This is a genomic window from Nonomuraea sp. NPDC005650, assembly GCF_040605375.1.
GTDB lineage: Bacteria > Actinomycetota > Actinomycetes > Streptosporangiales > Streptosporangiaceae > Nonomuraea.
The window spans coordinates 1-23,574 of sequence record NZ_JBEXCR010000015.1 but is presented as its reverse complement, the minus strand read 5'-3'; the positions used below and the strand labels follow the sequence as shown (position 1 = coordinate 23,574).

18 protein-coding genes and 1 rRNA gene are annotated in these 23,574 nt (G+C 68.4%); 10 read left to right on the top strand and 9 right to left on the bottom strand.

Annotated elements, in window-relative coordinates:
• Positions 1 to 62: 62 nt before the first annotated feature.
• A complete protein-coding gene (locus ABZS69_RS25625) occupies positions 63 to 467 on the top strand; it encodes an OB-fold domain-containing protein (protein ID WP_355376924.1) in 405 nt (134 codons plus the stop codon).
• Positions 464 to 1,648 carry a lipid-transfer protein gene (locus tag ABZS69_RS25620; protein WP_355376922.1) on the top strand — a complete coding sequence of 395 codons (1,185 nt, stop codon included), beginning with the start codon at positions 464 to 466 and terminating at the stop codon, positions 1,646 to 1,648. Before ABZS69_RS25625 ends, ABZS69_RS25620 begins: the two co-directional genes overlap by 4 nt.
• Positions 1,649 to 1,699: 51 nt before the next feature.
• Here the strand turns inward: ABZS69_RS25620 and ABZS69_RS25615 are convergent, their stop codons facing one another.
• The 5 genes from ABZS69_RS25615 to ABZS69_RS25595 form a co-directional block, all read right to left on the bottom strand.
• Entirely contained in the window at positions 1,700 to 2,713 is a 1,014-nt protein-coding gene (locus ABZS69_RS25615) for a dipeptide ABC transporter ATP-binding protein (protein ID WP_355376920.1), read from the bottom strand.
• Complete coding sequence (locus ABZS69_RS25610) at positions 2,700 to 3,734, bottom strand: ABC transporter ATP-binding protein (protein WP_355376918.1); 1,035 nt, start codon at positions 3,732 to 3,734, stop codon at positions 2,700 to 2,702. The genes ABZS69_RS25615 and ABZS69_RS25610 overlap by 14 nt, the downstream gene beginning before the upstream one ends.
• Positions 3,735 to 3,747: 13 nt before the next feature.
• Positions 3,748 to 4,716: an ABC transporter permease gene (locus ABZS69_RS25605; protein ID WP_355376916.1), complete on the bottom strand. Its 969-nt coding sequence runs from the start codon at positions 4,714 to 4,716 to the stop codon at positions 3,748 to 3,750.
• Entirely contained in the window at positions 4,709 to 5,653 is a 945-nt protein-coding gene (locus ABZS69_RS25600) for an ABC transporter permease (protein WP_355376914.1), read from the bottom strand. Before ABZS69_RS25600 ends, ABZS69_RS25605 begins: the two co-directional genes overlap by 8 nt.
• A gap of 128 nt (positions 5,654 to 5,781) precedes the next feature.
• Positions 5,782 to 7,422: an ABC transporter substrate-binding protein gene (locus tag ABZS69_RS25595; protein ID WP_355376912.1), complete on the bottom strand. Its 1,641-nt coding sequence runs from the start codon at positions 7,420 to 7,422 to the stop codon at positions 5,782 to 5,784.
• A gap of 476 nt (positions 7,423 to 7,898) precedes the next feature.
• Here ABZS69_RS25595 and ABZS69_RS25590 point away from each other — a divergent pair, with 476 nt between their 5' ends.
• The 3 genes from ABZS69_RS25590 to ABZS69_RS25580 all read left to right on the top strand — a co-directional run bounded on the left by ABZS69_RS25590 (position 7,899) and on the right by ABZS69_RS25580 (position 10,073).
• Positions 7,899 to 8,816 (top strand): ABC transporter permease, encoded by a 918-nt coding sequence (locus ABZS69_RS25590; RefSeq protein WP_355376910.1) that lies wholly within the window; start codon positions 7,899 to 7,901, stop codon positions 8,814 to 8,816.
• On the top strand, positions 8,809 to 9,675 hold the full coding sequence (locus ABZS69_RS25585) for an ABC transporter ATP-binding protein (RefSeq protein WP_355376908.1): 867 nt from the start codon (positions 8,809 to 8,811) through the stop codon (positions 9,673 to 9,675). Before ABZS69_RS25590 ends, ABZS69_RS25585 begins: the two co-directional genes overlap by 8 nt.
• Positions 9,676 to 9,899: 224 nt before the next feature.
• On the top strand, positions 9,900 to 10,073 hold the full coding sequence (locus tag ABZS69_RS25580; RefSeq protein WP_355376906.1) for a hypothetical protein: 174 nt from the start codon (positions 9,900 to 9,902) through the stop codon (positions 10,071 to 10,073).
• A gap of 1,011 nt (positions 10,074 to 11,084) precedes the next feature.
• Here ABZS69_RS25580 and ABZS69_RS25575 read toward each other — a convergent pair.
• Positions 11,085 to 12,113, bottom strand: coding sequence for a hypothetical protein (locus tag ABZS69_RS25575; RefSeq protein ID WP_355376904.1), 1,029 nt, complete (start codon positions 12,111 to 12,113; stop codon positions 11,085 to 11,087).
• Positions 12,114 to 12,574: 461 nt separating this feature from the next.
• Positions 12,575 to 13,891, bottom strand: coding sequence for a lysine 2,3-aminomutase (locus ABZS69_RS25570; protein ID WP_355376902.1), 1,317 nt, complete (start codon positions 13,889 to 13,891; stop codon positions 12,575 to 12,577).
• A gap of 178 nt (positions 13,892 to 14,069) precedes the next feature.
• On the opposite strand from ABZS69_RS25570, the gene ABZS69_RS25565 reads away from it, so the two are divergent.
• The 5 genes from ABZS69_RS25565 to ABZS69_RS25545 all read left to right on the top strand — a co-directional run bounded on the left by ABZS69_RS25565 (position 14,070) and on the right by ABZS69_RS25545 (position 21,593).
• Positions 14,070 to 14,627 carry a DUF1707 domain-containing protein gene (locus ABZS69_RS25565; protein WP_355376900.1) on the top strand — a complete coding sequence of 186 codons (558 nt, stop codon included), beginning with the start codon at positions 14,070 to 14,072 and terminating at the stop codon, positions 14,625 to 14,627.
• A 321-nt stretch (positions 14,628 to 14,948) separates the two neighbouring features.
• On the top strand, positions 14,949 to 15,968 hold the full coding sequence (gene plsX, locus ABZS69_RS25560) for a phosphate acyltransferase PlsX (RefSeq protein WP_355376898.1): 1,020 nt from the start codon (positions 14,949 to 14,951) through the stop codon (positions 15,966 to 15,968).
• Between the two features lie 40 nt (positions 15,969 to 16,008).
• On the top strand, positions 16,009 to 18,417 hold the full coding sequence (locus tag ABZS69_RS25555) for an HAD-IC family P-type ATPase (RefSeq protein WP_355376896.1): 2,409 nt from the start codon (positions 16,009 to 16,011) through the stop codon (positions 18,415 to 18,417).
• Positions 18,414 to 20,141, top strand: coding sequence for an arginine--tRNA ligase (gene argS / locus ABZS69_RS25550; protein WP_355376894.1), 1,728 nt, complete (start codon positions 18,414 to 18,416; stop codon positions 20,139 to 20,141). The genes ABZS69_RS25555 and argS overlap by 4 nt, the downstream gene beginning before the upstream one ends.
• Before the next feature lie 162 nt (positions 20,142 to 20,303).
• Positions 20,304 to 21,593, top strand: a complete 1,290-nt coding sequence (locus ABZS69_RS25545) for a hypothetical protein (RefSeq protein ID WP_355376893.1) — start codon at positions 20,304 to 20,306, stop codon at positions 21,591 to 21,593.
• Between the two features lie 686 nt (positions 21,594 to 22,279).
• On the opposite strand, the gene ABZS69_RS25540 is transcribed toward ABZS69_RS25545, so the two are convergent.
• Together ABZS69_RS25540 and rrf are read right to left on the bottom strand one after the other, a co-directional pair.
• Positions 22,280 to 22,663: a cell division protein SepF gene (locus ABZS69_RS25540; RefSeq protein WP_350742559.1), complete on the bottom strand. Its 384-nt coding sequence runs from the start codon at positions 22,661 to 22,663 to the stop codon at positions 22,280 to 22,282.
• Positions 22,664 to 23,341: 678 nt separating this feature from the next.
• Positions 23,342 to 23,458: ribosomal RNA gene (gene rrf / locus ABZS69_RS25535) — 5S ribosomal RNA — on the bottom strand.
• Between the last annotated feature and the right edge of the window lie 116 nt (positions 23,459 to 23,574).

The following is a 23,574-nucleotide window of genomic DNA, read 5'->3' as shown; positions in this document are numbered from 1 at the left end:
CGGAGGTCCGCGGAACGCGCACCCTCCTCCACCCTAGCAAGCGCTTGTGCGATACTGGCCGCATGACGTTAGCGATCGAGGGCTGGTTCGCCGTCGACGAGGACGGCGTCTTCCTCCTGGGCACCCGCTGCGCGACCTGCGGCACCGTCACCTTCCCGCCCAGGACCGGCCTCTGCCCCAACCCGCACTGCGACGGGACCTCGACGGAGACCGTCCGGCTCCCCCGCCGCGGCAGGGTCTGGTCCTACACGAACGCCTGCTACCCGCCCCCCGCCCCGTACGTCGCCGCGGAGCCGTACGTGCCGGTGACGCTGGCCGCCGTCGAGCTCGACGAGGTGGGGATCGTGGTGCTCGGCCAGGTCAAGGGCCTCACGGTGAACGAGCTCGAAGTGGGCATGGAGCTGGAGCTCACCGCCGGGCCGCTGTCCGACGGACCTCTGGTGTGGATGTGGGAGCGAGTCTCATGAACGTGGTGGTGCTGGGCGTCGGGATGCATCCGTGGGGCAAGTGGGGCCGGCCCTTCCTGGAGTACGGCGTGGCGGCCGCCCGCGCGGCCCTGCGGGACGCCGGGGTGGCGTGGACCGACGTGGAGTTCGTGGTCGGGGCGGACACGATCAGGAACGGCTACCCCGGCTTCGTCGCGGGCGCCTCCTACGCGCAGGCGCTCGGCTGGTCGGGCGCCAGGATCGCCTCCTGCTACGCGGCCTGCGCCTCCGGCGCCCAGGCCGTGGACATCGCCCGCACCCGCATCCTGGCGGGCCTGTGCGACGTGGCGCTGGTGGTCGGGGCGGACTCCACCCCGAAGGGCTTCTTCAAACCGGTCGGCGGCGACCGCCCCGACGATCCGGACTGGCTCCGCTTCCGCCTGCTGGGCGCCACCAACCCCGCCTATTTCGCCCTGTACGCCCGCCGTCGCATGGCCGTGCACGGCTCGACCCCGGCCGACTTCGCCGCCGTCAAGGTCAAGAACGCGCTGGCCGGCTCGCTCAACCCCATGGCCCGCTACCGCAAGCCCGTCACCGCCGAGGAGGTGCTGGCCTCGCCCGTGGTCGCCGACCCGCTGCACCTCATGGACATCTGCGCCACCTCGGACGGAGGCGCCGCGGTGGTCCTGGCCTCGGAGTCCTACGCCCGCCGCCGGGGCCTGCGGGCGCCGGTGCGCCTGGCCGCGGTCTCCACCGTCACCCCGACCTTCCCCAACACGATCCTGGAGCTGCCGAACTTCGCCACCGACTCCCGCGCCGCCGTACCCGCCCCGGAGAGGCCCTTCAGGGCGGCGATCGCGCACGCGGCATACGAGGAGGCGGGAGTGGGACCTGAGGACGTCTCACTGGCGGAGGTGTACGACCTCTCCACGGCCCTGGAGCTGGACTGGATGGAGGACATCGGCCTGTGCCCGCCCGGGGAGGCCGCCAAGCTGCTGCACGACGGGGAGACGGCGCTCGGCGGCCGGATCCCGGTCAACCCCTCGGGCGGCCTGGCCTCCTTCGGCGAGGCGATCCCCGCCCAGGCGATCGCCCAGCTCTGCGAGCTGACCACGCAGCTGCGGGGCGGGGCCGGCGACCGCCAGGTGCCCGCAGCCCGCGTCGGCCTGGCCGCCAACCAGGGCCTCTTCGGCCACGGCTCGGCCCTCATCGTGACGACGTAGAAACGCGAAGACCCTCCGGGGGAGCTCCCTCGGAGGGTCTTCGGAGGCGTGTCAGCCCACGTGCACCACGTCGTGCGTCTCCGCGAAGTGGCAGGCGCTCTCGTGCCCGGTACCCGGCCGGATCTGCAGCAGCGGCTCCTCCTCGGCGCAGATCTCCTGCGCCTTCCAGCACCGCGTACGGAACCGGCATCCCGACGGCGGGTTCGCCGGGGACGGCGGGTCGCCCTGCAGGATGATCCGCTCCCGCTGCTCCCGGCCCTCGGGGTCGGGCACCGGCACTGCCGACAGCAGCGCCTGCGTGTACGGGTGCGCGGGCTTGTCGTAGATCTCGGCGTCCTTCCCGAGCTCCACGAACTTGCCCAGGTACATCACGCCCACCCGGTCGGAGATGTGCCGCACCACCGACAGGTCGTGCGCGATGAAGATGTACGCCAGGTCGAACTCGTTCTGCAGCCGCTCCAGCAGGTTGATCACCTGCGCCTGGATGGACACGTCCAGGGCCGAGACCGGCTCGTCACAGACGATGATCTCCGGCTGAAGCGCCAGCCCACGGGCGATGCCGATGCGCTGCCGCTGCCCTCCGGAGAACTGGTGCGGGTAGCGGTTGATGTGGTCGGGGTTGAGACCGACGACCTCCAGCAGCTCCTGCACCTTCTTGCGGCGGTCGCCGCGCGGCGCCACCTCGCTGTGGATCTCGAACGGCTCGCCGATGATGTCGCCGACGGTCATCCGGGGGTTCAGCGAGGTGTAGGGGTCCTGCATCACCATCTGGATGTTGCGGCGCATCCTCTTGAGCTCGCCGCCCTTGGCCTTGGCGATGTCACGCCCGTTGATCCGCACCGAGCCCGAGGTGGGCCGCTCCAGCGCCATCAGCACCTTGGCGAGGGTGGACTTGCCGCAGCCCGACTCGCCCACGATGCCCAGCGTCTCGCCCCTGTGCAGGTCGAACGACACGCCGTCGACGGCCTTGATCGCGCCGATCTGCCGCTTGAAGAGGATGCCCTGGGTCAGCGGGAAGTGCTTGACCAGATCGCGTACCTCGAGGATGCGCTCACCGTTCGCCATCGAGGACCTCCCTCCAGTAGTGGCACGCACTGCCTCGGGTGCCGCTGATCTCGTGGAGCGGGGGGGCGTCGGTCACGCAGTCGTCCTGCCGGTAGGGGCACCGGGGATTGAACGCGCAACCGGACGGCAGGGCGAGCAGGTTGGGCGGCAGACCCTTGATCGCGTACAGTTCCTGGCCCTTGAGGTCGACCCGGGGGATCGACTCCAGCAGGCCCTTCGTGTACGGGTGCGCCGGACCCTTGTAGATGTCGTGCACGGGGGCGTTCTCCACGATGCGCCCCGCGTACATGACCGCGATCTTGTCGGCCACATCGGCCACGACGCCGAGGTCGTGCGTGATCAGGATCAGGCCCATCTGGCTCTCGCGCTGCAGATCGGCCAGCAGCTCCATGATCTGGGCCTGGACGGTCACGTCGAGGGCCGTGGTCGGCTCGTCCGCGATCAGCACCTCGGGGTCCAGCGCGATCGACATCGCGATCATGATGCGCTGGCGCATGCCCCCGGAGAACTGGTGCGGATAGTCGTTCACGCGCTGCCTGGCGGCCGGGATGCGGACCCGGTCCATCAGCTCGATGGCCTTCTTCATGGCGTCGCGCTTGGACATGCCGCGGTGCACCCGGAACATCTCGCTGATCTGCCAGCCCACGGTGAACACCGGGTTGAGCGCGGAGAGCGCGTCCTGGAAGATCATCGCGATGCGCTGGCCGCGCACCTGCGTGCGCGCCTCCTCCGACAGCTTGAGCAGGTCGGTGCCCTTGAAGCGGATCTCCCCCTTGGGGATGACCGCCGGCGGCATGTCGAGAATGCCCATGATCGCCTGCGCGGTCACGGACTTGCCGGAACCCGACTCGCCCAGCACCGCGAGCGTCTCACCGGGGCTGACCGTGTAGCTCACGCCGTTGACCGCACGGACGACCCCGGCACGCGTACGGAACTCCACGTGCAGGTTGTCGACCGCGAGCAGCGGTTGGTCGCCCAGCCCTCCCTCGGCGGGCAACACATCCGTTGACGTCTTCTTCACTTGATCCCCCCTTCTACCTGAGCTTCGGGTCGAGCGCGTCGCGTACGGCGTCGCCCATCATGATGAACGCCAGCACCGTGATGCTGAGGAACACGGCCGGGAACACCAGCGGCAGCGGTGCCTCCAGGAACCTGTTCCGCGCGTCGGCGATCATCAGGCCCCATGAGATGTCCGGTGACTGCACGCCCACGCCCAGGAACGAGAGCGCGGCCTCGGCGGCGATGAAGCCGCCCAGGTTGATGGTGGCCACGACGATGACCGGCGCCAGCGAGTTGGGCAGCAGGTGGCGGAACATGATCCGCCCCGCTCCCGCCCCCAGCGCCCTGGCCGCGACCACGAAGTCCTGGTTCTTCGCGGTGATCACGGCCGCTCGCATGATGCGGAAGGTCATCGGCCAGCCGAGCACCGCCAGCGCGAGGATGACCAGCATGATGCTGTTGGCCCGGCCGCGGAAGGTGGCGGCGATGAGCAGCGCGCCCAGAATCGGGGGGATGGCGAAGAAGATCTCGGTGAGACGCGACGACACCGTGTCGACCACGCCGCTGCGGAAGCCGGCCACCAATCCGAGCAGGCCGCCGATCAGGCTGGTGATGATCGTGGTGAGCACGCCGATCACGATGGAGTTGCGCGCACCGTAGATCGTCCTGGCGAAGACGTCGCACCCCAGGCTGTCCTTGCCGAACAGGTGGCCGGCGCTGGGCGGCTGCCTGGCCGTGGACAGGTCACAGGTCCTGGCGTTGTACGGGTCGATCGAGCTGAACAGCGACGGCCAGAACGACATGACGAGCAGGATCAGGATGATGATCACCGACACGATGAACATCGGCCGGCGCCTGAGGTCGTACCAGGCGTCGGTCCACAGGCTCGCGGGCTTGCCCTCCTTGCCCTGTTGCGCGGGCTCCGGGGCGGCGGCGACCGTGTCCGTGACCAGCGTCTGCGTCTCCGGGAGCCCGGGCCCGCCCGGCGGGATTGGGTTACTCATAGCGGATCCTCGGGTCGAGCACGGCGTACAACAGGTCGACGACCAGGTTGGCCAGGATGTAGATCAGCACCAGAACGGTGATGATTCCCACGACAACCGGTTGTTCTCGCAAGTAAACCGACTGGAAGAGTTGATTTCCAATCCCCGGGAGATTGAAGATCGTCTCCGTGATCACCGCGCCGCCCATCAGGTTGCCGAGGTCGGCGCCCAGATAGGTGACCAGCGGGATCAGCGCGTTACGCAACCCGTGCCTGCCGATGACGCGCCGTCTCGACAGGCCCTTGGCCGTGGCCGTGCGGATGTAGTCCGCTCTGAGCGTCTCCACCAGGCTGGTCCTGGTCAACCTGGTCAGGTACGCGATCGACGTCCCCGCGAGCACGAAGCCGGGCAGCAGATAGCTGCGCCAGCCCGCGAACGTGCCCGCGACCGGGAATATGTCCAGCCCGGTCCACTGCTTGAGCTTGACGCCCAGGAGCAGCTGCAGCACGAAGCCGGTGACCAGCGTGGGCACCGAGATGAGCAGCAGCGTGGAGGCGAGGATGGCGGTGTCGGTGGCCTTGCCGCGGCGCAGCGCCGCCCACAGGCCCAGACCGACGCCGATGAGCGCCTCCATCACGAGGGCGGTCACCGCGAGGTTCAGGGTGACCTGGAACTTGCCGGCCATGACCTGGGACACGGGGACGTCGGCGAAGTTCACTCCGAAGTCGCCGCGGAGAAGCACGCCGCTGATGTAGTACCAGTACTGCAGCAACAGCGGATCGTTGAGGTGATACTGCTCGCGCAGGACCTCGGCGACCGCGGGGTCCGGACGCTTGTCTCCGAACAACGCCGCGATGGGGTCCCCTGGCAGCGCGAAGACGATCATGAAGATAAGTAGGGTGGCGCCGAGCAGGACGGGTATCGCCTGGATCAAGCGCCTGATGACATAACGGCCCATACAAGCCCTCCGGTACATGACTTGGAGGCAGCCCTCGGAGCCCGTGGTTCACCGGGCACGAGTGGCTGCCTCCAAGCTCAGTCCTCCGGCGGGTGGACGGCAAGGGCCGTCCACCGCGCGAACGAACGTCAGGCCTTCTCGACCTCGGTCCAGTTAACCTGGTTGAGCAGGTTGAGCTTGACGTTCTTGACCTTCGAGGAGTACCCGAAGTTGCTCCGGTAGAAGTAAACCGGGATGTACGGGAGTTCCTTGATCAGGATGTCATCGGCCTGCTGGTAGAACTTCAGGCCCTCGGCGGCGTCCGCGGCCTGGTCACCCTTGGCGACAAGGGCGTCGAAGTCCTTGTTGGAGTAGCCGCCGTAGTTCGAACCGGTGCCGATGGAGCCGGTGCCGAAGATCGGGGTCAGGTAGTTCTCGGCCGACGGGTAGTCGATCGCCCAGCCCATGCGGAAGAGGCCCTTGTACTCCTTGGCGTCCAGAGCGTCCAGGATGCCCTGGAACTTCTCGAACGGCTTCGGCGTGACCTCGATGCCCAGGTTGGCGCGGAGGTTGTTGGCGACCGCCTCGATCCACTCCTTGTGACCACCGTCGGCGTTGTAGCCGAGCTCGATGGTCTTGGGGCCCTTGGCGGCGTCGTACAGCTTCTTGGCCTCGGCCGGGTTGTACGTGCACGCGTCGCAGGCGCCCTGGCGGTAGCCGGGGATGGCCGGGTTGATGAAGTCGTCAGCGGGGGCGCGGGTGCCGGAGAAGACCGTCTCGGTGATGGTCTTCCTGTCGATGGCCAGCGAGATGGCCTTGCGGACCTGCGGGTCCTTGAACTCGGGGTTGTACTGCAGCGGAACGCCGATGTAACCCACGGCGGCGTCGGGCTCGTCGTGGTAGCGGTCGCCGAGCACGGACTTGGCGGTGGCGATCGTCGACGGCGGCAGCGAGTCGTGGATGTCCAGGTTCTCGGCCTGCAGGTCGTTGAACGCGGTCTCGGAGCTCGTGTAGACCTTGAACTGGAGCTTCTTCCAGTTCTTCGGCTTGGCGCCCGGGAACTTGTCGTAAACCGTCAGGTCGATGGTCTGGTCGGTGCCCTTCTTGTAGGGCTTGTCGAGCTTGAACAGACCCTGGCCGGTCGGCTGCTCGCCGAAGGCCTGCGTCACCTTGCCGTCGGGGCCGATGGCCGACTTCGGCATCGGGTAGAACGCGGTGTAGCCCAGCATCGTCTTGAACTGCGAGAACGGTGCCGCGAGCGTCACTTCGAGCGTGGAGTCGTCGACGACCTTGAGACCCTTCATCTCCTTGGCCGCCGGCGTCTTGCCCTCACCCGGGTGGACGTCGTTGTAGCCGTCGACGCGCCCGAAGAAGTAGGACGAGCTCATGGCGTTGTCCTGCAGGGCCGCGTAGTTCCACGCGCGAGCGTAGTCGGCGGCGGTGACCGGCGTGCCGTCGTGCCACGTGTAGCCCGACTTCAGCTTGATCGTCCAAACCTTGCTGTCCGAGGTGGTGACCGACTCGGCCGCCTCCTCGACTGGCTGCTTGTTCTCGTCGTAGCGCACCAGCGGCGAGAACACTGCGGCGAGGACCTCGGAGCCTTCGGTCTCAGTCGTGTTCTGCGGGTTCAGGAGCTCCTGGGGCTCACCGATCTCCATGCGGACCGGCGTCTCCCCTCCGCCCCCGGCAGCAGTGCCGCCACTGTCCGAGGCACCGCCGCCACACGCGGCAACCGCGAGGGCGAGCAGCGCGGTACCGGCGACGATCTGTACGCCCTTAGTAACACGCATGGTGAAAGAATTCCTCCCTCTACAGGTGGGCGTAAGCGCTGAGCTGCGGTGATCGTGAGCAGCCTGACGGGGGGATCCTGGTTTTCCCCCCGGGTTTGGCTGACATGGTCAAACCAGCCGACGCCCTGCCAGTCGATCGCGACTATCCCTTACTACTTGCCACCAGGGAGTCTCTGGCGCGTTGCAGTTCGGTCACACGTGTGCCAATCCAGCGTCACAGACATTCAGCCCAGTAGGCAACAAATCGTACATAACCCCCGGAACCGGTACGGCCGGGACGTGAACAGCCGATGAAAATTACCCCCTACATGAGAGTGGTCGTGCCCTTGCCAGCGCACCGCGCCTCGCTGGGCTACGGTTGAGCAGGTCTTGACGGGACCTTGGGAACCGAGTGTCCCGAGACTCCGTCCAACTGACGCTGTCGCCAACCCGCGTGACAGGCACCTCACCGACCGGGATCCAATAGAGTCCTTGCCATGAGCCAGCCGGAATCCGCTGTCGCGGACGCCCAGGCGGGCGGCCGAAGCGGGCAGGAGCCGCTGGCCAAGCTCGCCAAGAGATACGGACTTCGCCGTGCCATCGCGCGGCCGAGGTTCCCTGTCTACATGCGCCAGCTCTGGGAGCGGCGACACTTCATCCTGACGTACGCGACCTCGCGCAACGTCTCGAAGTACACCAGCTCGGCTCTCGGCCAGCTCTGGCAGGTGCTGACCCCCCTGCTCAACGCCGGCATCTACTACGTGATGTTCGGCCTCATCCTGGGCGGCAAGGGCAACATCGAAAACTATCCCGCGTTCCTGCTGACCGGGATGTTCGTCTTCACCTACACGCAGCGGACCGTCACCGCGGGCGCCAAGTCGATCACGGGCAACCTCTCGATGATCCGCGCCCTGCACTTCCCCCGCGCGTCCCTCCCCCTGGCCTACACGATCCAGGAGCTGCAGCAGCTCGCCATCTCCATGGGCGTCCTCCTGGTCATCGTGATCATCACCGGCGAGCCCCCCACCCTGTTCTGGCTGATGATGCCGGTGGTGCTGCTCCTGCAGACGCTCTTCAACATCGGCGCGAGCCTGGTGATCGCCCGGCTGGGCGCCTCCATGCGTGACCTCAACCAGTTGCTGCCTTTCATCACGCGCACGTGGCTCTATGCCTCGGGTGTGTTCTTCTCCATCCAGGAGAAGGTCGTGGGCAGCGCCAAGCTCCCCCAGTGGGTCGCCGATGTGATGTATATGAATCCGGCGGCCGCCTTCATCGAGTGGATGCGGGACATCCTCATCGAGAACCACGCTGCCCCTCCGATGGTGTGGATGTCTTGCGTATTCTGGGCAGTGTTCGCACTCGGTTTCGGCTTCTGGTATTTCTGGCGGGCCGAGGAGAGGTACGGGCGTGGCTGAACTTACCAAGGAGCTGTCACAGGTGAAGGGCGAGACGCCCGCCGTCCCCGGCAAGGATGTGAGGGTGCATCCCGATCCGGAGCCCCAGGGCAAGCGGCCACTCGACGTCCCCACGGGCACTCCGACCGTCATCGTCGACGATCTCCACATCGTCTACCGCGTCTACGGCGCGGCCTCCGACTCCGAGAAGGGCAACGCGGTCAACGCCCTCACGCGCATCCTCAAGCGCCAGGGCCGCCCGCAGATGAAAGAGGTCCACGCCGTCAAGGGCGTGACCTTCGTGGCCTACCACGGCGACGCCATCGGCATCGTGGGCCGCAACGGCTCAGGCAAGTCCACGCTGCTGCGGGCCATCGCGGGCCTCCTGCCGCCGCACAAGGGCGCCGTCTACACCGACGGCCAGCCCTCGCTGCTCGGCGTCAACGCGGCCCTCATGCGCGAGCTCACCGGCGAGCGCAACATCGTGCTCGGCTGTTACGCCATGGGCATGACGCCCGCCGAGGTCCGCGAGAAGTACCAGGAGATCGTCGACTTCTCCGGCATCGACGAGTTCGTCCAGCTCCCCATGTCCACCTACTCCTCCGGCATGGGCGCCCGGCTCCGCTTCGCCATCTCCTCGGCCAAGACCCACGACGTCCTCCTCATCGACGAGGCCCTGGCCACGGGCGACCGCGAGTTCCGCAAGAAGAGCGAGGAGCGCATCCGCCAGATCCGCGAGTCCGCCGGCACGGTCTTCCTCGTGGCCCACGACCTCAAGGTCATCGAGGAGACCTGCAACCGCGTCATCTGGCTGCACAAGGGCAAGATCAAGATGGACGGCGACCCGAAGGAAGTCATCGCCGCCTACAACAAGGGCTGACCTCTCACCACGCCCAGGGCTCGGAGTCTCCCCCGCTCCGGCCCTCGTTCGCGTTACCGGTTACGGCGGTTACGGCCACAAACACCGACATCTCTGCCCGTGCATGCCCATGCCCGGGCTTTCGATCTTCTGTGCGAAACGCAGGCGACTGCAGTGGCAAAAGACTGACATCGAGGCGGCCGTTCCGATAGGATTCGAACGTCAATTCGATCCGAGGTACGCTGATGGAGTGGGAGCGCGCGATGGTGGAGCTTTCGGCCGCGATCGACCACCTGGCCACCGAGGACGTGGCCGAGATTCCCCGGATACAGCTCGCCGAGCAGCTGCTGGAGCTGCACTGGCAGATGGCCAGACTGCAGGCCCAGATAGCCCGGCGCACCGGCGTCCGCCTGCCCTGAGCCCCCGACCTGCCCGCAATCCCGACAATCACCCACTGCGCGGCCTGATCCGCCGGCCCGCGACGATCCCTTGAAGTCGTGCCCTCGGCCCGGCCACGCCGGCCCACGACAACCCCTCGGACAGCTGACAGCGCGCCGTGACGGCGGTCGGCCACGTGCGGGTCAGCGGGCGTCACCCTGGAGGCGCTCGGCCACGTGCGGCGGGTGGCGCCGCCCGTGCTCTGCCGTACGAGATGGGGGTTTTGACCTGCCCCCGGAGACGGAGAAGCGAAAAAGCCGCCGACCCCGGAGTCCGGGGTCGGCGGCGGGCTCGTGCGGCGCCGCTGCCCTGCAGTGGCGGCGCGCTGCGCGAACCAGGGCCTGGGCGCGTCCGCCCAGGCCCGATCATGAGACCTGCCCGCTTGCGCGGGGTCTTGCAACCCACGCGCGCCGGTGCCGTAGGCGCTCGGCACCTGTGAGCGCCTACGCCGGCCTGCCGCGTCGGTGTCAGCCCCTTACCGGCCTGTCACGCCGGCATGGCGGCGTTCCCATTCAGCCCCTTACCGGCCTGTCGCGCCGGCGTGGCGGTGTTCCCGGTCAGTCCCCGCCGACCTACCGCACCAGAGTGACGGCACCGGGACTGCCGCGCGGAACGAGCGGCACGCGGGCTGCCGTTCCAGCACGACGGCACGCGAGCTGCCACCTCGCGGCCACGACACCGGGCCTGCCGCGCCAGAGCGCCGGCAGTCGGCTTGCCGCGCCGGACCGGGCACGCGGTCTGCCGCGTCCGGAACCGGATGCGCGTGGCCACACGGGCTGCCGCGCTGGAACGTCGGCACCCGCTGGTCCCGGGAAAGGGAACACGCCGTTAAGGGAAGAGCTGGGGCGCGAACGGGGCCACCTCGAAACCGGTACGGCCGGTTCACGGGCGTCGGCACCTAGGACGCCCGCGAACCGTCATCCCGGCCCTCGACGAGCCGCCGCTCTACGGCGCCTCCATCGCGTCTGGTCGCGCTACTCGCTCTGGTCGTTCTAGTTGCGAATCCAGGACTCCCGCACCGAGCTCGTCAGCGCGTCGGCGGTCCATCCAAGCGCGGTCAGCACGTCACCGTAGGTGCCGGTGGCCTTGGTGCCGTTGGCGGACACGAACCCGGAGGCGTCCTCGACGAGCGGCGAGAGCTCGTCCATGGACGCTGCCTGCGCCGTGCCGGGCAGCGCCTCGATGACCGGAGCCATCTCGACCGGCGCCACCTGGCCGACCACCGGCGACAGCTCCTTGCTCGCGGCCTGCGGCAGGGCCTGCCGGGCCACCACGCCGAGGCCGGCCACGATGGACCCGGCCGACAGGGACTCGATGCCCTGGGTGGTGCTGTTCATGGTCTTGGCCGTGGCCGCGCTGGTGTCCAGGACGCTGGAGCCGGCACCCGGGAACAGGCTGTCGCTGGTCACCTTGTTCATCGCGTCACCGACGGACATGCCGAGCACGCCCGTCGTCGTGTCGTATGCGCCGCGCAGGGTCGTCCCATCGGACACGACCTGGCCGGCCCCCTGCTTGCCTGCCTTCACCGAGGTCGCGGCGGGCTGGGCCATACGTGCCGCGCCCGTCAGGGCGGGCACGGGCAGGGACTCGGTCAGGCCCCCGCCGCCGAGCGAGAACCCGCCGACGATCGGCGACAGCTCCGGCAGCGGACCGCCGAAGTTGGTGACGTCCTCTGCCGCGTTCGGCGTGGTGCTGCTGCCGTTGTAGTGGGCGGGCCCCTGCTGGTTCTCGGCTGCGATGTCGCGCTCGACGTCCGTCATCGGGCGGCTGGGCCGCGCGGCGGACTTGGGCTGGCTGACGCCGCCCAGCAGCCCGTTCAGCGGGACGCCGCCGACGAGGCCGCCCAGCAGGCTGTCGGTGAGGCTGCCGCCCAGCAGGCCGTCGAGCGGGCTGCCGGTGCCACCGCCCGAGCCCACGTAACCGGCGGCGTTGTGCCGGACTTCTGCTTGCGCCGGAACGGCCAAAGCCGCCGCCAAGCCGAATGCTGTGACGGCGACCGCCGTCTTGACTACTCGATTCATGATTGCCTTCCCGGCTCGTGATCGATCGCTCTCGAATGCGGTGGAAATGCGAATCGATAACCCCCGAATGCCGTGGCGGGCGCGCTATGGGCACCACACGAAGCGTGCCGTCACGGCTGAGCTACGCCAGCAGTTCTATCACTCGCTGTGATCGGCCGCAGGCGCATGAATGCCCATGTAGCAGGGGTTTGCAGGCCGGTTACCGAGTAAGGGGAGAGCGTTGAGCGGGGAGACAAAACGGGAAATAGATGGGTCTAGTTTCCAATATTGCGCGCGTTCGGTTCGGTGTCACGAGCGCGCCGGTTCTGGACCGCGTACGGGAAGCTTTGGATCGCGTACACGAAAACTTGGAGTGGTTCCTCGGAATTTACCTGCCCGACGGCCCGTGAACAAAGGGTCGCGAAAACAAATGTCACGGGCCGCGGGCGCGGATTTTCGGTCGCGTGGGCGCGGGCGACCGGTCAGACGGGCAGCAGCGCGTCGGCGGGCTCGAACGGGAACCGTTCGGCGAAGGCCGGGCGCAGATCCGTCAGCCAGACCGCCGACGGGTCGTAGCGCGCGAAGAACGGCCGCCCCACCAGTGAGGGGTCGCGCGCCTGGATGAAGTGGAGCATGAACACCTGCTCTCCCGCGATCTCGGTGACGCCGTCGACGCACACCTTGCCCGGCGTGGCCGACATCGACGGCCCGCGGACCGTGCGGCAGAGCCCGGAGACGCTCGAGTACGCGTCCCTGAAGATCTCGAACGCGCGCGCCAGCGGCACCGCGAAGTAGTCCTGCGGGCCGGTGTCGCGCTCGACGAACATGTAATAAGGAATCATCCCCATCCTGAGCTGCCGTCGCCACATGTGCGACCACACGGCAGGGTCGTCGTTGATGGACCGGATCAGCGGCGCCTGGGTCCTGATGGTGGCCCCGCTGCCGAGGATGCGTTTGACGGCCGACTCCACCAGCGGCGACTCCAGCTCGCGCGGGTGCGTGAAGTGGGCCATGAACGCGAGGTTCTTGCCCGCGTTCACCACCTCCTCGAACAGCCCGAGCGTGGCGTCGGCGTCGGGGTCGGTGGTGAAGCGCTGTGGCCAGTAGGCCAGCGCCTTGGTGCCGATCCTGATGGACTCGAGCTGCTCCAGATCCAGCAACGGCTCGATATATCGCCTGATGACGGGCTCACCCATGATCATCGCGTCGCCGCCGGTGATCAGGACGCTGGTGATCTCGGGATGCTGGCGAATGTAGGCCACCATCTGGTCGATGTCGTCGGAGGCGAACTTCAGGTCCGCGTCACCGACGAACTGCGCCCATCTGAAGCAGTACGTGCAGTACGCGTGACAGGTCTGCCCCTGCTTGGGGAAGATCAGCGCGGTCTCTGAATACTTGTGCTGCATGCCGGGCACCGGCTCGTCGCCCATCTTCGGGACGTTGAGCTCCTTCTGGCCCGCGGGGTGCGGGTTGAGCTGTGCGCGTACCCGGTTCGCCTCCGCCTGGATCTCGCTGTTCGGCGCCTCGGCCTTGAGCAGGTCCGCCAGCCGGGCGACGTCGGTCGCGGGGAGCATGTCCTCCTGCGGGAAGACGAGCCGGTAGATGGGGTCGTCGGGCGCGGCCGACCAATCTATGAGTTCATCGACGACATAGGCGTTGGTCCGGAACGGCAGCACCGTGGCGACGGCGCGGACCTTCAGCCGCTCCTCGTCGCCCAGCCCCGCACGCTTCAAGAGCTCGTCAAGGTGCTTGGACGTGTACGCCTTGAAGCGTCGCGTGCCAGCTTGGTTCAAGATCACTAGGCCGTTCCCATCTTTTTTGTTCGATCGGGTGTAAACCTCACGACCCTGTCGCGCGTCTACGGTTCTTAATACCCGGACGCTGTCAGGCACGTCAGCGGTTCCGCTGGACTCCAAGTTTTCCTTGAGGTTTGCGGGCACTCGCGACATATCGCGATTAGGCATACACTGATTTACCGTGACTCATGACCCTGACCAGCGGGCCTCAGACGCCGACCGTGACCGCGTGGCCGCGGTCCTCTCAGAGGCCCTCGCCACAGGTAGGCTCACCAGCGTCGAGCACGCCGACCGCCTGGACGTCGCCTACGCGGCGAAGACGGTGGGCGAACTCGTCCCCATCACCCGGGACCTGCCCGAGGTGTCCGCGTCCAACGTGCCCGCCGCCATCGAGCAGCAGGTCATCGACTCGAAGTTCAGCAAGATCGTCCGCAAGGGGCGGTGGGTGGCCTCCCGCAACACCCGGCTGTCCGCCCGCTTCGGGGCCCTCATCATCGACCTCTCGGACGCGGTGCTGCCCGGCCGCGAGATCACCATCGAGACCGATGCCTGGTTCAGCAAGCTGATCGTGCGCGTTCCGGACAATGCGCATGTGATCGACGAGGGCAGCTCGATGTTCGGCAAGCGCAACGTGACGGGCGGCTCGGAGGCCGACGGGCCGTTGATCCGGATCACGGGGGCGTCGAAGTTCTCCAAGGTGATCGTGTCGCGCGGAATGGACGACTGGAACCTCCACTGATCGCCCCCGCCCTCCACAACCCAACGCTTCCACCGGGCGCGGCAATTGCAGACCGGGCAAGCGGAGGCGCGGCATCCCAGGGCGAGCGTCCCAGGCGGGCAAGCGCAGGCGCGGCGTCCCTTGGGCAGGCGAGCGCAGGGCGGGCGGGGAGCGGGCGGTGGGATTTGGTGGGGGTCGGCGAGACTGGAGGGGGCCTTCGGGGGAACCAACAGGGCCTACCCGCCGGTTAACCTGGCATCTGCCTTGCCTACGATGCGGACATACCGAGCCCGCGTTCCGGTCAAGCCGTGGCGGCGGGTTCGAGGCCGTACGAGGTGATCATTGTCCGACAGCAGGCCCATCGCGATCGACGCCATGGGCGGCGACCACGCACCGCACGAGATCGTGGCGGGAGCGGTGCACGCCGTGCGGGAACGCGGCCTGTCCGTCGTGCTCGTCGGCTCGCCCCGCGTGCTCTACGAGGCGCTCGCCGACCACGACGCCACCAAGGAGGTCCCGATCGTACGGGCCGAGGAGGCGCTGGCCATGGACGAGGGCGCGCTGGCGAGCCTGCGCCGGCCGCGTTCGAGCATCGCCGTCGCCTGCCACCTCGTACGCCGCGGCGACGCCGGCGCGGTCGTGTCCGCGGGCTCCACGGCGGGCATCGTGGCCACCGGCAGGCTACGGCTCAAAGGCCAGCAAGGGGTGCTCAGACCGGCCATAGCGGTCGCCATCCCCACCCTCCCCAACCCCACCCTGCTCATCGACGCGGGCGCGAACGCCGAGGTCAAGCCGGAGATGCTGGTGCAGTTCGCCCATCTGGGGTCGGCCTACGCCGAGCTGGCGTACGGCACCGAGGCGCCCCGGGTCGGCCTGCTCACGATCGGCAGCGAGGCCGAGAAGGGCAACAAGCTCGTCAAACGCGCGCACGAGCTGCTGCTAGCCTCCCCCGGCCTCCGGTTCGAGGGGAACATCGAGGGACATGACCTGCTGACCGGCAAGGTGGACGTGATCACCACCGACGGGTTCACCGGGAACGTGGCGCTGAAGACCATGGAAGGCGCGGTCCGCTACGCCTTCTCCGAGCTCAGGCAGGCCGTCACCGACAGCAGGCTGGCCAGGCTGGGCGCCGCGATGCAGCGCTCGCGCATCCGCGAGCTGCGCCGCCGCCTCGACCCCGAGGCGTACGGGGGCGCCGTGCTGCTCGGCCTGAACGGCACCGTCGTGATCGCCCACGGCTCGTCCAGGGCCGACGGGATCAGCGCGGCCTGCAAGCTGGCGGCCGACCTGTCCTCAGCCGGAATCGTGGCCCGCATCGGCGACAAGATCGCTGTTACACATCGCTCCCACAGATTGTGGTGAGCCCGTAGGGTGTGACCGATCCACAGAAACAGGGGGTTATGTGGACCGGCTCTCCACGGTGACCAACGGGCTCACTTCGGCGCAGGTGGCGGGGGCGAAGGCCAACCATGTTCCGCGGCGGTCGAGCAGGTCGCTCAGCGCGATCGTCAGGGCGAACGTCTTCACCCTGTTCAACCTCGTCATCGGCGTGCTCTGGGCACTGGTCCTGATCTTCGGCGAGTGGCAGGACAGCCTGTTCGGCCTGGTCATCGTGGCCAACGTGCTGATCGGCATCATCCAGGAGCTACGTGCCAAGCGTACGCTCGACAAGCTCGCGGTGATCAACGAGGCCCCCGTCAGGGTCCGGCGGGACGGCGAGGAGCGGCTGGTCCAGCCCCGCCACGTGGTCTTAGGCGATCTGATCCTGCTCGGCCCCGGCGACCGCCTGCTGGTGGACGGCGAGGTGGTGGAGTCCGACGGGCTCGAGGTGGACGAGTCGCTGCTGACCGGCGAGGCCGATCCCATGCACAAGCAGCCCGGCGACCAGGTGCTGTCGGGCAGCTTCGCCGTGGCGGGCGCGGGCGCGTTCGTGGCCACGCGGGTCGGCACCGACGCGTACGCGGTGAAGCTGGCCGAAGAGGCGAGCAAGTTCCACCTCGCCCATTCCGAGCTGCGCGAGGGCGTGGCGAACTTCATCAAGTACATCACCTGGCTGGTCATCCCGATCGGCGCCCTGCTGATCTACAGCCAGCTCAAGCACTCCGCCGACTTCGGCACCGCGATCACCGGAGCCGTCGCGGGCATCGTCACCATGATCCCCGAGGGGCTGGTGCTGATGACCTCGATCGCGTTCGCCGTCGGCGTCGTACGGCTGGGCCGGCGCAAGTGCCTGGTTCAGGAGCTGCCCGCGATCGAGGGCCTGGCCAGGGTGGACGTGCTGTGCCTGGACAAGACGGGCACGCTCACCGCCGGCGGCATGGACCTCGACCAGGTGCTGCCCCTCGGCGACGGCCACCCGGTCGAGGACGCCCTCGCCGCCCTGTCCCACCTCGACCACTCGCCGAACGCCACCGCCCAGGCCATCCGGTCCCGCTACCCGGGCGCCCGGGACGGGTGGACGGCCGGTGAGACGGTGCCGTTCTCGTCGGCGCGCAAGTGGAGCGGGGCCGACTTCGGCGAGCGGGGCGCGTGGCTGCTGGGGGCGCCGGACGTGCTGCTCGACGGCGGGGACGCCTACGACAGGGCCGCCGGTCTGGCCGCCACCGGGGCCCGCGTGCTCGTGCTGTGCCGCGTCCGCACCCTGCCCGCGCCTCAGACGGGACCCCGATTCACACCCGGGGACGGCAACGACGGCGGCAGCTCAGGGCCCGGCGCGGAGCGCGGCGACGGCTCACCAGTCGACGAGGAGCGCGGCGGCGGGGGCGTCGAGGCGGTGGCGATCGTCACGCTCAAGCAGCGCGTCAGGCCCGATGCCCACGAAACCCTCCGCTACTTCGCCAAGCAGGGCGTCACCGTCAAGATCATCTCCGGCGACAACCCGGTCGCGGTCTCCGCCATCGCCGCCGGCCTCGAGATCCCGGACGCGCACCGTTCGATCGACGCCCGCGACCTCCCCTACGACGACCAGGCCAAGCTGGGCGAGCTCCTCGACTCCCACACCGTCTTCGGCCGCGTCAGCCCCCAGCAGAAGCGCCAGTTCGTCACCGCGCTCCAGGCCAGGGGCCACACCGTGGCCATGACCGGCGACGGCGTCAACGACGTGCTCGCGCTGAAGGACGCCGACCTGGGTATCGCGATGGGCGCCGGCAGCCCGGCCACCAAGGCGGTCGCGCAGGTGGTGCTGCTCGACGACAAGTTCGCCACGCTGCCGCACGTCGTTGGCGAGGGCCGGCGGGTGCTGGCCAACATCGAACGCGTCTCCAACCTGTTCCTCACCAAGACCTTCTACGCGATCGTGCTGTCGCTGCTGGTCGGCGTGGCGGGGGTCATGTTCCCGTTCGCGCCCCGCCACTCCACCCTGACGAACGCCCTGACCATCGGCGTTCCCGCGCTCTTCCTGGCGCTCGCGCCCACGTTCGAGCGTTCGAAGCCGGGGTTCGTCCCCAGGGTGCTGCGCTTCGCCGTACCCGCCGGGGTGCTGTGCGCGGCGGCGGTGCTGCTGTCGTTCTGGGCCGCCCACAGCGGCACGTCCACGCTCGTCGAGAACCAGACGTCGGCGGTGATCGCGCTCTTCCTCACCACCTGGTGGGTGCTCGTGCTGATCGCCAGGCCGCTCAACTGGTGGCGGATCGCGCTGGTCGCCGCGATGGCGGCGGCGTTCGCGATCGGGTTGACGATCCCGTTCGTACGGCATTTCTTCGCCCTCGAACCCGGCGGCATCGGCAACAGTCTGACCGCCGTCGGCATCTCGCTCGTGGCGGCCGTAATGATAAGCGTCGCTGTCAAGGTCGCCGGTACCCTTAGAACATGACCGACCCGCAGATAGTGCTCACCGAACGCGTCCAGCAGGCGCTGGCCCGCGCGTTCGGCCAGGAGCACGCCGACGCAGATCCGCTGATCCGGCCCTCCCAGTTCGCCGACTTCCAGGCGAACGTCGCGATGAGCCTGGCCAAGCGACTGCGACGGGCGCCGCGGGAGGTCGCCGAGGCGATCAAGGCGGAGCTGTCCGACTTCCCCGGCACGATCGAGGTCAGCGGCCCCGGCTTCCTCAACATCACCCTCGAAGACTCGTGGATCGAGTCCGAGGCGACGCGGATGCTGGCCGACCCGCGCCTCGGCGCCGGCACGATCACGCCGTCGCAGACCGTGGTGATCGACTACTCCGCGCCCAACGCGGCCAAGGAGATGCACGTCGGCCACCTGCGTACGACGATCGTGGGTGACTCGCTGGCCCGCCTGCACGAGCACCTCGGCAACACCGTGATCAGGCAGAACCACCTGGGCGACTGGGGCACGCCGTTCGGCATGCTCATCGAGCACCTGCTCGAGATCGGCGAGGAGGCCGCGGTCGCGCAGCTGGAGGCCGGCCAGGGCACGGAGTTCTACCAGGCGGCGCGGGCGAAGTTCGACGGCGACGACGCGTTCAGGCAGCGCGCCCGGGTGCGGGTGACCACGCTGCAGTCGGGCGACCCCGAGACGATGCGGGTGTGGCACGTGTTCATGGACGCCACGGTCCGCTACTTCAACAAGGTCTACCAACTGCTCGGTGTCACGCTGACCGACGCCGACCTCGCCGGCGAGAGCATGTACAACCCCATGCTCCAGAAGACGTGCGACGACCTTGAGGCGTCGGGGGCGGCGGTGATCAGCGACGGCGCGCTCTGCGTGTTCCCGCCCGGCTTCACCGGCTCCGACGACAAGCCGCTGCCGCTGATCATCAGGAAGAGCGACGGCGGATACGGGTACGCCACCACCGACATGGCGGCGATCCGCTACCGCGTCCACGACCTGAAGACCGAGCGCATCCTCTACGTCGTGGGCAACGAGCAGGCGCTGCACTTCCGGATGGTGTTCGCCGCGGCGCGGCTGGCCGGCTGGCTGCCCGAGTCGGTCTCGGCCGAGCATGTCCAGATCGGCATGATGCTGGGCAAGGACGGGCGCAGGTTCAAGACCCGGTCCGGCGAGTCCGTCAAGCTGATGGACCTGCTCCAGGAGGCCATCGAACGGGCCAGGGCGGCCATCGCCGACCGGGGCTACGACGAAGCCACCACGACGGAGATCGCGCACGCCGTCGGCATGGGCGCAGTGAAATATGCCGATTTGTCGGTCAGCCACGACAGCGAGTACGTCCTGGACTTCGACCGCATGCTCAGCTTCACCGGCAACACCGGCCCGTACATGCAGTACGCCACCGCCAGGATCCGCTCCATCTTCCGCAGAGCGGGCGTGACCCCGGCGGACGCGACGGGCCCCATCGTGCTGACCGCCCCGGCCGAACGCGCGCTGGGCCTGCACGTGCTGGGCTTCGGTGAGCTGATCTCCCAGGTCACCGCCGAATCCGAGCCGCACCGGCTGTGCAACTTCCTGTTCCAGACCGCCAGCCTGTTCAGTACGTTCTACGATGAGTGCCCGGTGACCAAGGAAGGTGTCGACCCGGAGACCAGGCAGCACCGGCTGGCCCTGTGCAAGCTGGTCCTGGACGTCCTGGAGAAGGGGCTCGATCTTCTGGGTGTCCCCGTTCCGGAGCGTATGTAACAGGCAGTTGCCTCAAAGTCCGCAGATCCGCCGTGGGCGCGTCTTCACCTGGTTGGCGCGCCCGAACGGCTAGGCTTTACGCGGTCATGAATTGAGGCCGAAATGGGGGAGTTCTCTGCCTTGAGCACGGACCTGACTGCGAGCCCCCATGCACCTACGGAGTTGCATCGCTACGCTGAGGCGCTGCTCGCTCACCTCGCCGCCAAGGGCGCCGCCCCTCCCGCCGCACCAGATTTTCGCGATATACCCGGCTATTGGCTGCCTCCGGCCATCGAAGCGCTGGTCGCCATCCTCGCGGGCGAGGACCCGCTGGAGCCCCTGAGCAGGGCCGCCGGGCGTGACCAGCAGCAGACCGCGCTCTTCCTCTGCCTGGCCCTCGCGGTTTCCGGGCAGGGCAGTCGCATCCACGCCTCCTGGCTCGGCACCGCCTTCGGCGAGCTCTCGCTCGACCGGCCGGTCTCCCACGGCCAGCGCTCGCTCTGGCTGGCCGCCGCCCGGGGGGCGTACGGCCCCGCCGGCAAGATCTTCGTGCTGCGCAAACTCGACGCCCTGGCCGTGCAGGAACACACCGACCCGGAGCAGTGGGTGCAGGCGCTGGTGCCGGGCGAGCCCTCGGTCGTGGTGCCGCCGTCCCTGGTCGACTTCCCCGAGATGGCCGAGATCCCCGAGCTGGCCAGACCCGCCATGGCGGCCGCCCGCCTCGCGCGGCTGCGCGGACGGTGCGCCGAGATCACCTCGACGCGCCAGACCGAGCAGGACCCCGTCGTCTCGCTCGACAACAGCTCCGGCAGCCCGGCCGCCAGCTGGGCCGAGGACGAGCCGCTCGCCATCCTGCGCTCCCTGATCGGCCTGGGCGGCCCGGCCGGCCCGATGGCCTCGCTCAACGCGTACCTGCTCGAAGACCTCCGCCCCAACTCCGACCCGCACCTGGCGGCGATCGCCCTGCACGTGGCGGGGCCGATCCTGCGTGGCGTGGCCGAGGAGCTCGAAGCCGACAGCCGCCTCGCGCCGCCCACCACGCTCACCGTCGCCCTTCTCGGCCACCGCATCCACCTGCGCCCGGAGGGCCCCGAGGCCTCGTCGCTGGCCGCGGCCGAGACGGCGATCCTCACGGACGGCGTCGTGCCCCGGCCGCGTCCGTGGGCTGCCATGCTACTGATCGTGGCCGGCATCGCCTGCCTCGTCGGTGCGGTGATCTCCAGCAGCCTGTTCGCCGCCGCCGCGGTGGCCATGATCGGCCTGGCCGGATGGCAGCTCTGGCAGCGCCGCAAGCTCGTCGAAGCCGACGCCCGGTACGTGGCCGGGCAGGTCAGCGAGCTGAAGGAGCTGGCGGAGGGGGCGGTGTGGGCCCTGCACGCGTACGCCAGGGAGGCGGACGAGCGCGCGACGCAGGCCATGGAGGACGCCACCGAACTGACCCGCCTCATCCGCCGCGGGCCACGCGCCAGCTAGCCCAGCTGTCAGCCAACCCGGCCGTGCCCGTCGACCGTTTCACGAACGGGCTGAGCACACCGTTTGACGATCGAGCCGAGCGCTCACAACCATCGGCCGCCTGACGATCGAGCTGAACGCTCACGGCCGTCGGCGCTCGGCCGAGGGATTGGGCGCTCGCGGCTATTGGACCCTGGCCTAATGGGCTGGGTGCCAGCGGCCCCTGACCAGCGGATCGGCCATCGGCTGGCCGTCGACGCATAGCCAATGAGCTGGACGCTCACGGCCATCGGACCCTGATGGATGAGCCGGATGCCTGCGGTCGGCGCCTACTTGGCTGGGGTGCTGGATGGTCATTGCCACAGCCGTCGGGGGCCGGTGGCTCGCGGCTGGGGGCCTGGCTTCGGATGCTGTGGGTGGGTGGCCCGCCGGTTACCGTCCGTTGTCCGGCGGGCCACACCTGAGCCGACGTAAGCGAGTCGCCCGGCGACGGCTCGGCCGGGCTGGCGTAGGGGGCTGGTCGTGGAGAAGCCGGCCGAGGACCAGCGGGCCGCGGTTCGTCGTCGGCCCGCCTGAATGGCCCAGGTCGGGGGCGCATCGACGATCCGCCGCCGTACCTGGCCACCGGTTCGACCCCGCCGGGCGGTCGTGGCCAGCGCAGCCCGCCTCCGCGCGCCGACCACGGCCCAGCAGGCCGGTTACCACCCTCAGGTGGTCTCGATCTCCACGTGCGCCGGCGCGAGCAGGAAGACGCGGTCGGCGATGCGCTCGATCCGCCCTTCGCACCCATAGGCCAGCCCGGCGGCGAAGTCGACCATCCTCGTCGCCTCAGGCATCGCCATGCCCGAGACGTCCATGATCACGGTCTGTCCGTCGCGGAAGTGCTGGCCGATCAACGGCGCGTCGTTGTACTTGAGCGGCTGGACCATCACGATTCGTGACGAGTCGACGTTCGCGCGCCACCTTCTGGCGGCCCGCTCGGTCGCGGGGACGTACTCGTCCTCGTAGTTCTCGTCGTCGTCATAGCCTTCGTCGTAGTGATCGACCCCGCTCAGGCCAAGGTAGCTCACCACCTTGCGCACTGCCCCCATCGGCTTGTCCTTTCCTCAGGAACTCACCGTAATCGGCACGTCCCTACACATTGGACGGTAACCGACGATTCCGCATTCGCCACGCGACACGCCCAGCCCTAATTCCATTTTGTACGGCTTGCAGCCCGCTTGCATCTGGATATCCGACCACCGCCCGCCTACGGCCACGTGCGCCTCTTCACTGTCGACGCCCCTTCACCAGCAAGGTTTTCAAGCCTAATCCCGCGGCGCTCCGCCTGCTGGGCACTCCGGTTACTCATGGTCGGATGCAGAGAGTAGCCACCGGGATGAACCGCGCGGAGCCTCGCCAATTCGCCCCGCCGGCCCCCTCTCGCCGCTCGAAGTCACCCTCTGTGGTCACCTGCTGGAGCACCAGATCCCCGTCTTCTATTCAACGGAGGCAGCGAGGGGGCGCGAATTCGGTGCGGCGTGCGGGCCGATGGACAGCTGGGTGGATGAGTGCAGTGGACGCGCGTATGAGAATGCGTGCCTTGAGCCAGTCCCGCGGGCGCGTGAAGGCGCGCCTCGGGCGTCAGGTGCTCAGGTGCGGAACCGGCAACCGGGTCGTACGGGAGAGCAGCCGGTCGTACGGGAGAGCGCCGCACAGCGCCACCCAGACCCGCCCAGACAACAAAAAAAGGGGCCCGACGCACAAGGCGTCGAGCCCCTACAAAGATTGTCCGGCGGCGACCTACTCTCCCACACCCTCCCGAGTGCAGTACCATCGGCGCAGAGAAGCTTAACTTCCGGGTTCGGAATGTAACCGGGTGTTTCCTTCCCGCCATAACCGCCGTAACCCCTCGAAACAGCAACTGCTTGCTGTCTCAGAATCACATAATGGACGCGAGCAACACGACTAGAAAAGTCTGCTTTGAGGTCAAGTCCTCGGCCTATTAGTACCGGTCAGCTCC

What these genes read in the sequence shown, in the direction of transcription:
- ABZS69_RS25625 (WP_355376924.1), top strand. Translation starts at nt 63, where the DNA reads ATGACGTTAGCGATCGAGGGCTGGTTCGCCGTCGACGAGGACGGCGTC.
- ABZS69_RS25620 (WP_355376922.1), top strand. Translation starts at nt 464, where the DNA reads ATGAACGTGGTGGTGCTGGGCGTCGGGATGCATCCGTGGGGCAAGTGG.
- ABZS69_RS25615 (WP_355376920.1), bottom strand. Translation starts at nt 2,713, where the DNA reads ATGGCGAACGGTGAGCGCATCCTCGAGGTACGCGATCTGGTCAAGCAC.
- ABZS69_RS25605 (WP_355376916.1), bottom strand. Translation starts at nt 4,716, where the DNA reads ATGAGTAACCCAATCCCGCCGGGCGGGCCCGGGCTCCCGGAGACGCAG.
- ABZS69_RS25600 (WP_355376914.1), bottom strand. Translation starts at nt 5,653, where the DNA reads ATGGGCCGTTATGTCATCAGGCGCTTGATCCAGGCGATACCCGTCCTG.
- ABZS69_RS25595 (WP_355376912.1), bottom strand. Translation starts at nt 7,422, where the DNA reads ATGCGTGTTACTAAGGGCGTACAGATCGTCGCCGGTACCGCGCTGCTC.
- ABZS69_RS25590 (WP_355376910.1), top strand. Translation starts at nt 7,899, where the DNA reads ATGAGCCAGCCGGAATCCGCTGTCGCGGACGCCCAGGCGGGCGGCCGA.
- ABZS69_RS25580 (WP_355376906.1), top strand. Translation starts at nt 9,900, where the DNA reads ATGGAGTGGGAGCGCGCGATGGTGGAGCTTTCGGCCGCGATCGACCAC.
- ABZS69_RS25575 (WP_355376904.1), bottom strand. Translation starts at nt 12,113, where the DNA reads ATGAATCGAGTAGTCAAGACGGCGGTCGCCGTCACAGCATTCGGCTTG.
- argS (WP_355376894.1), top strand. Translation starts at nt 18,414, where the DNA reads ATGACCGACCCGCAGATAGTGCTCACCGAACGCGTCCAGCAGGCGCTG.
- ABZS69_RS25540 (WP_350742559.1), bottom strand. Translation starts at nt 22,663, where the DNA reads ATGGGGGCAGTGCGCAAGGTGGTGAGCTACCTTGGCCTGAGCGGGGTC.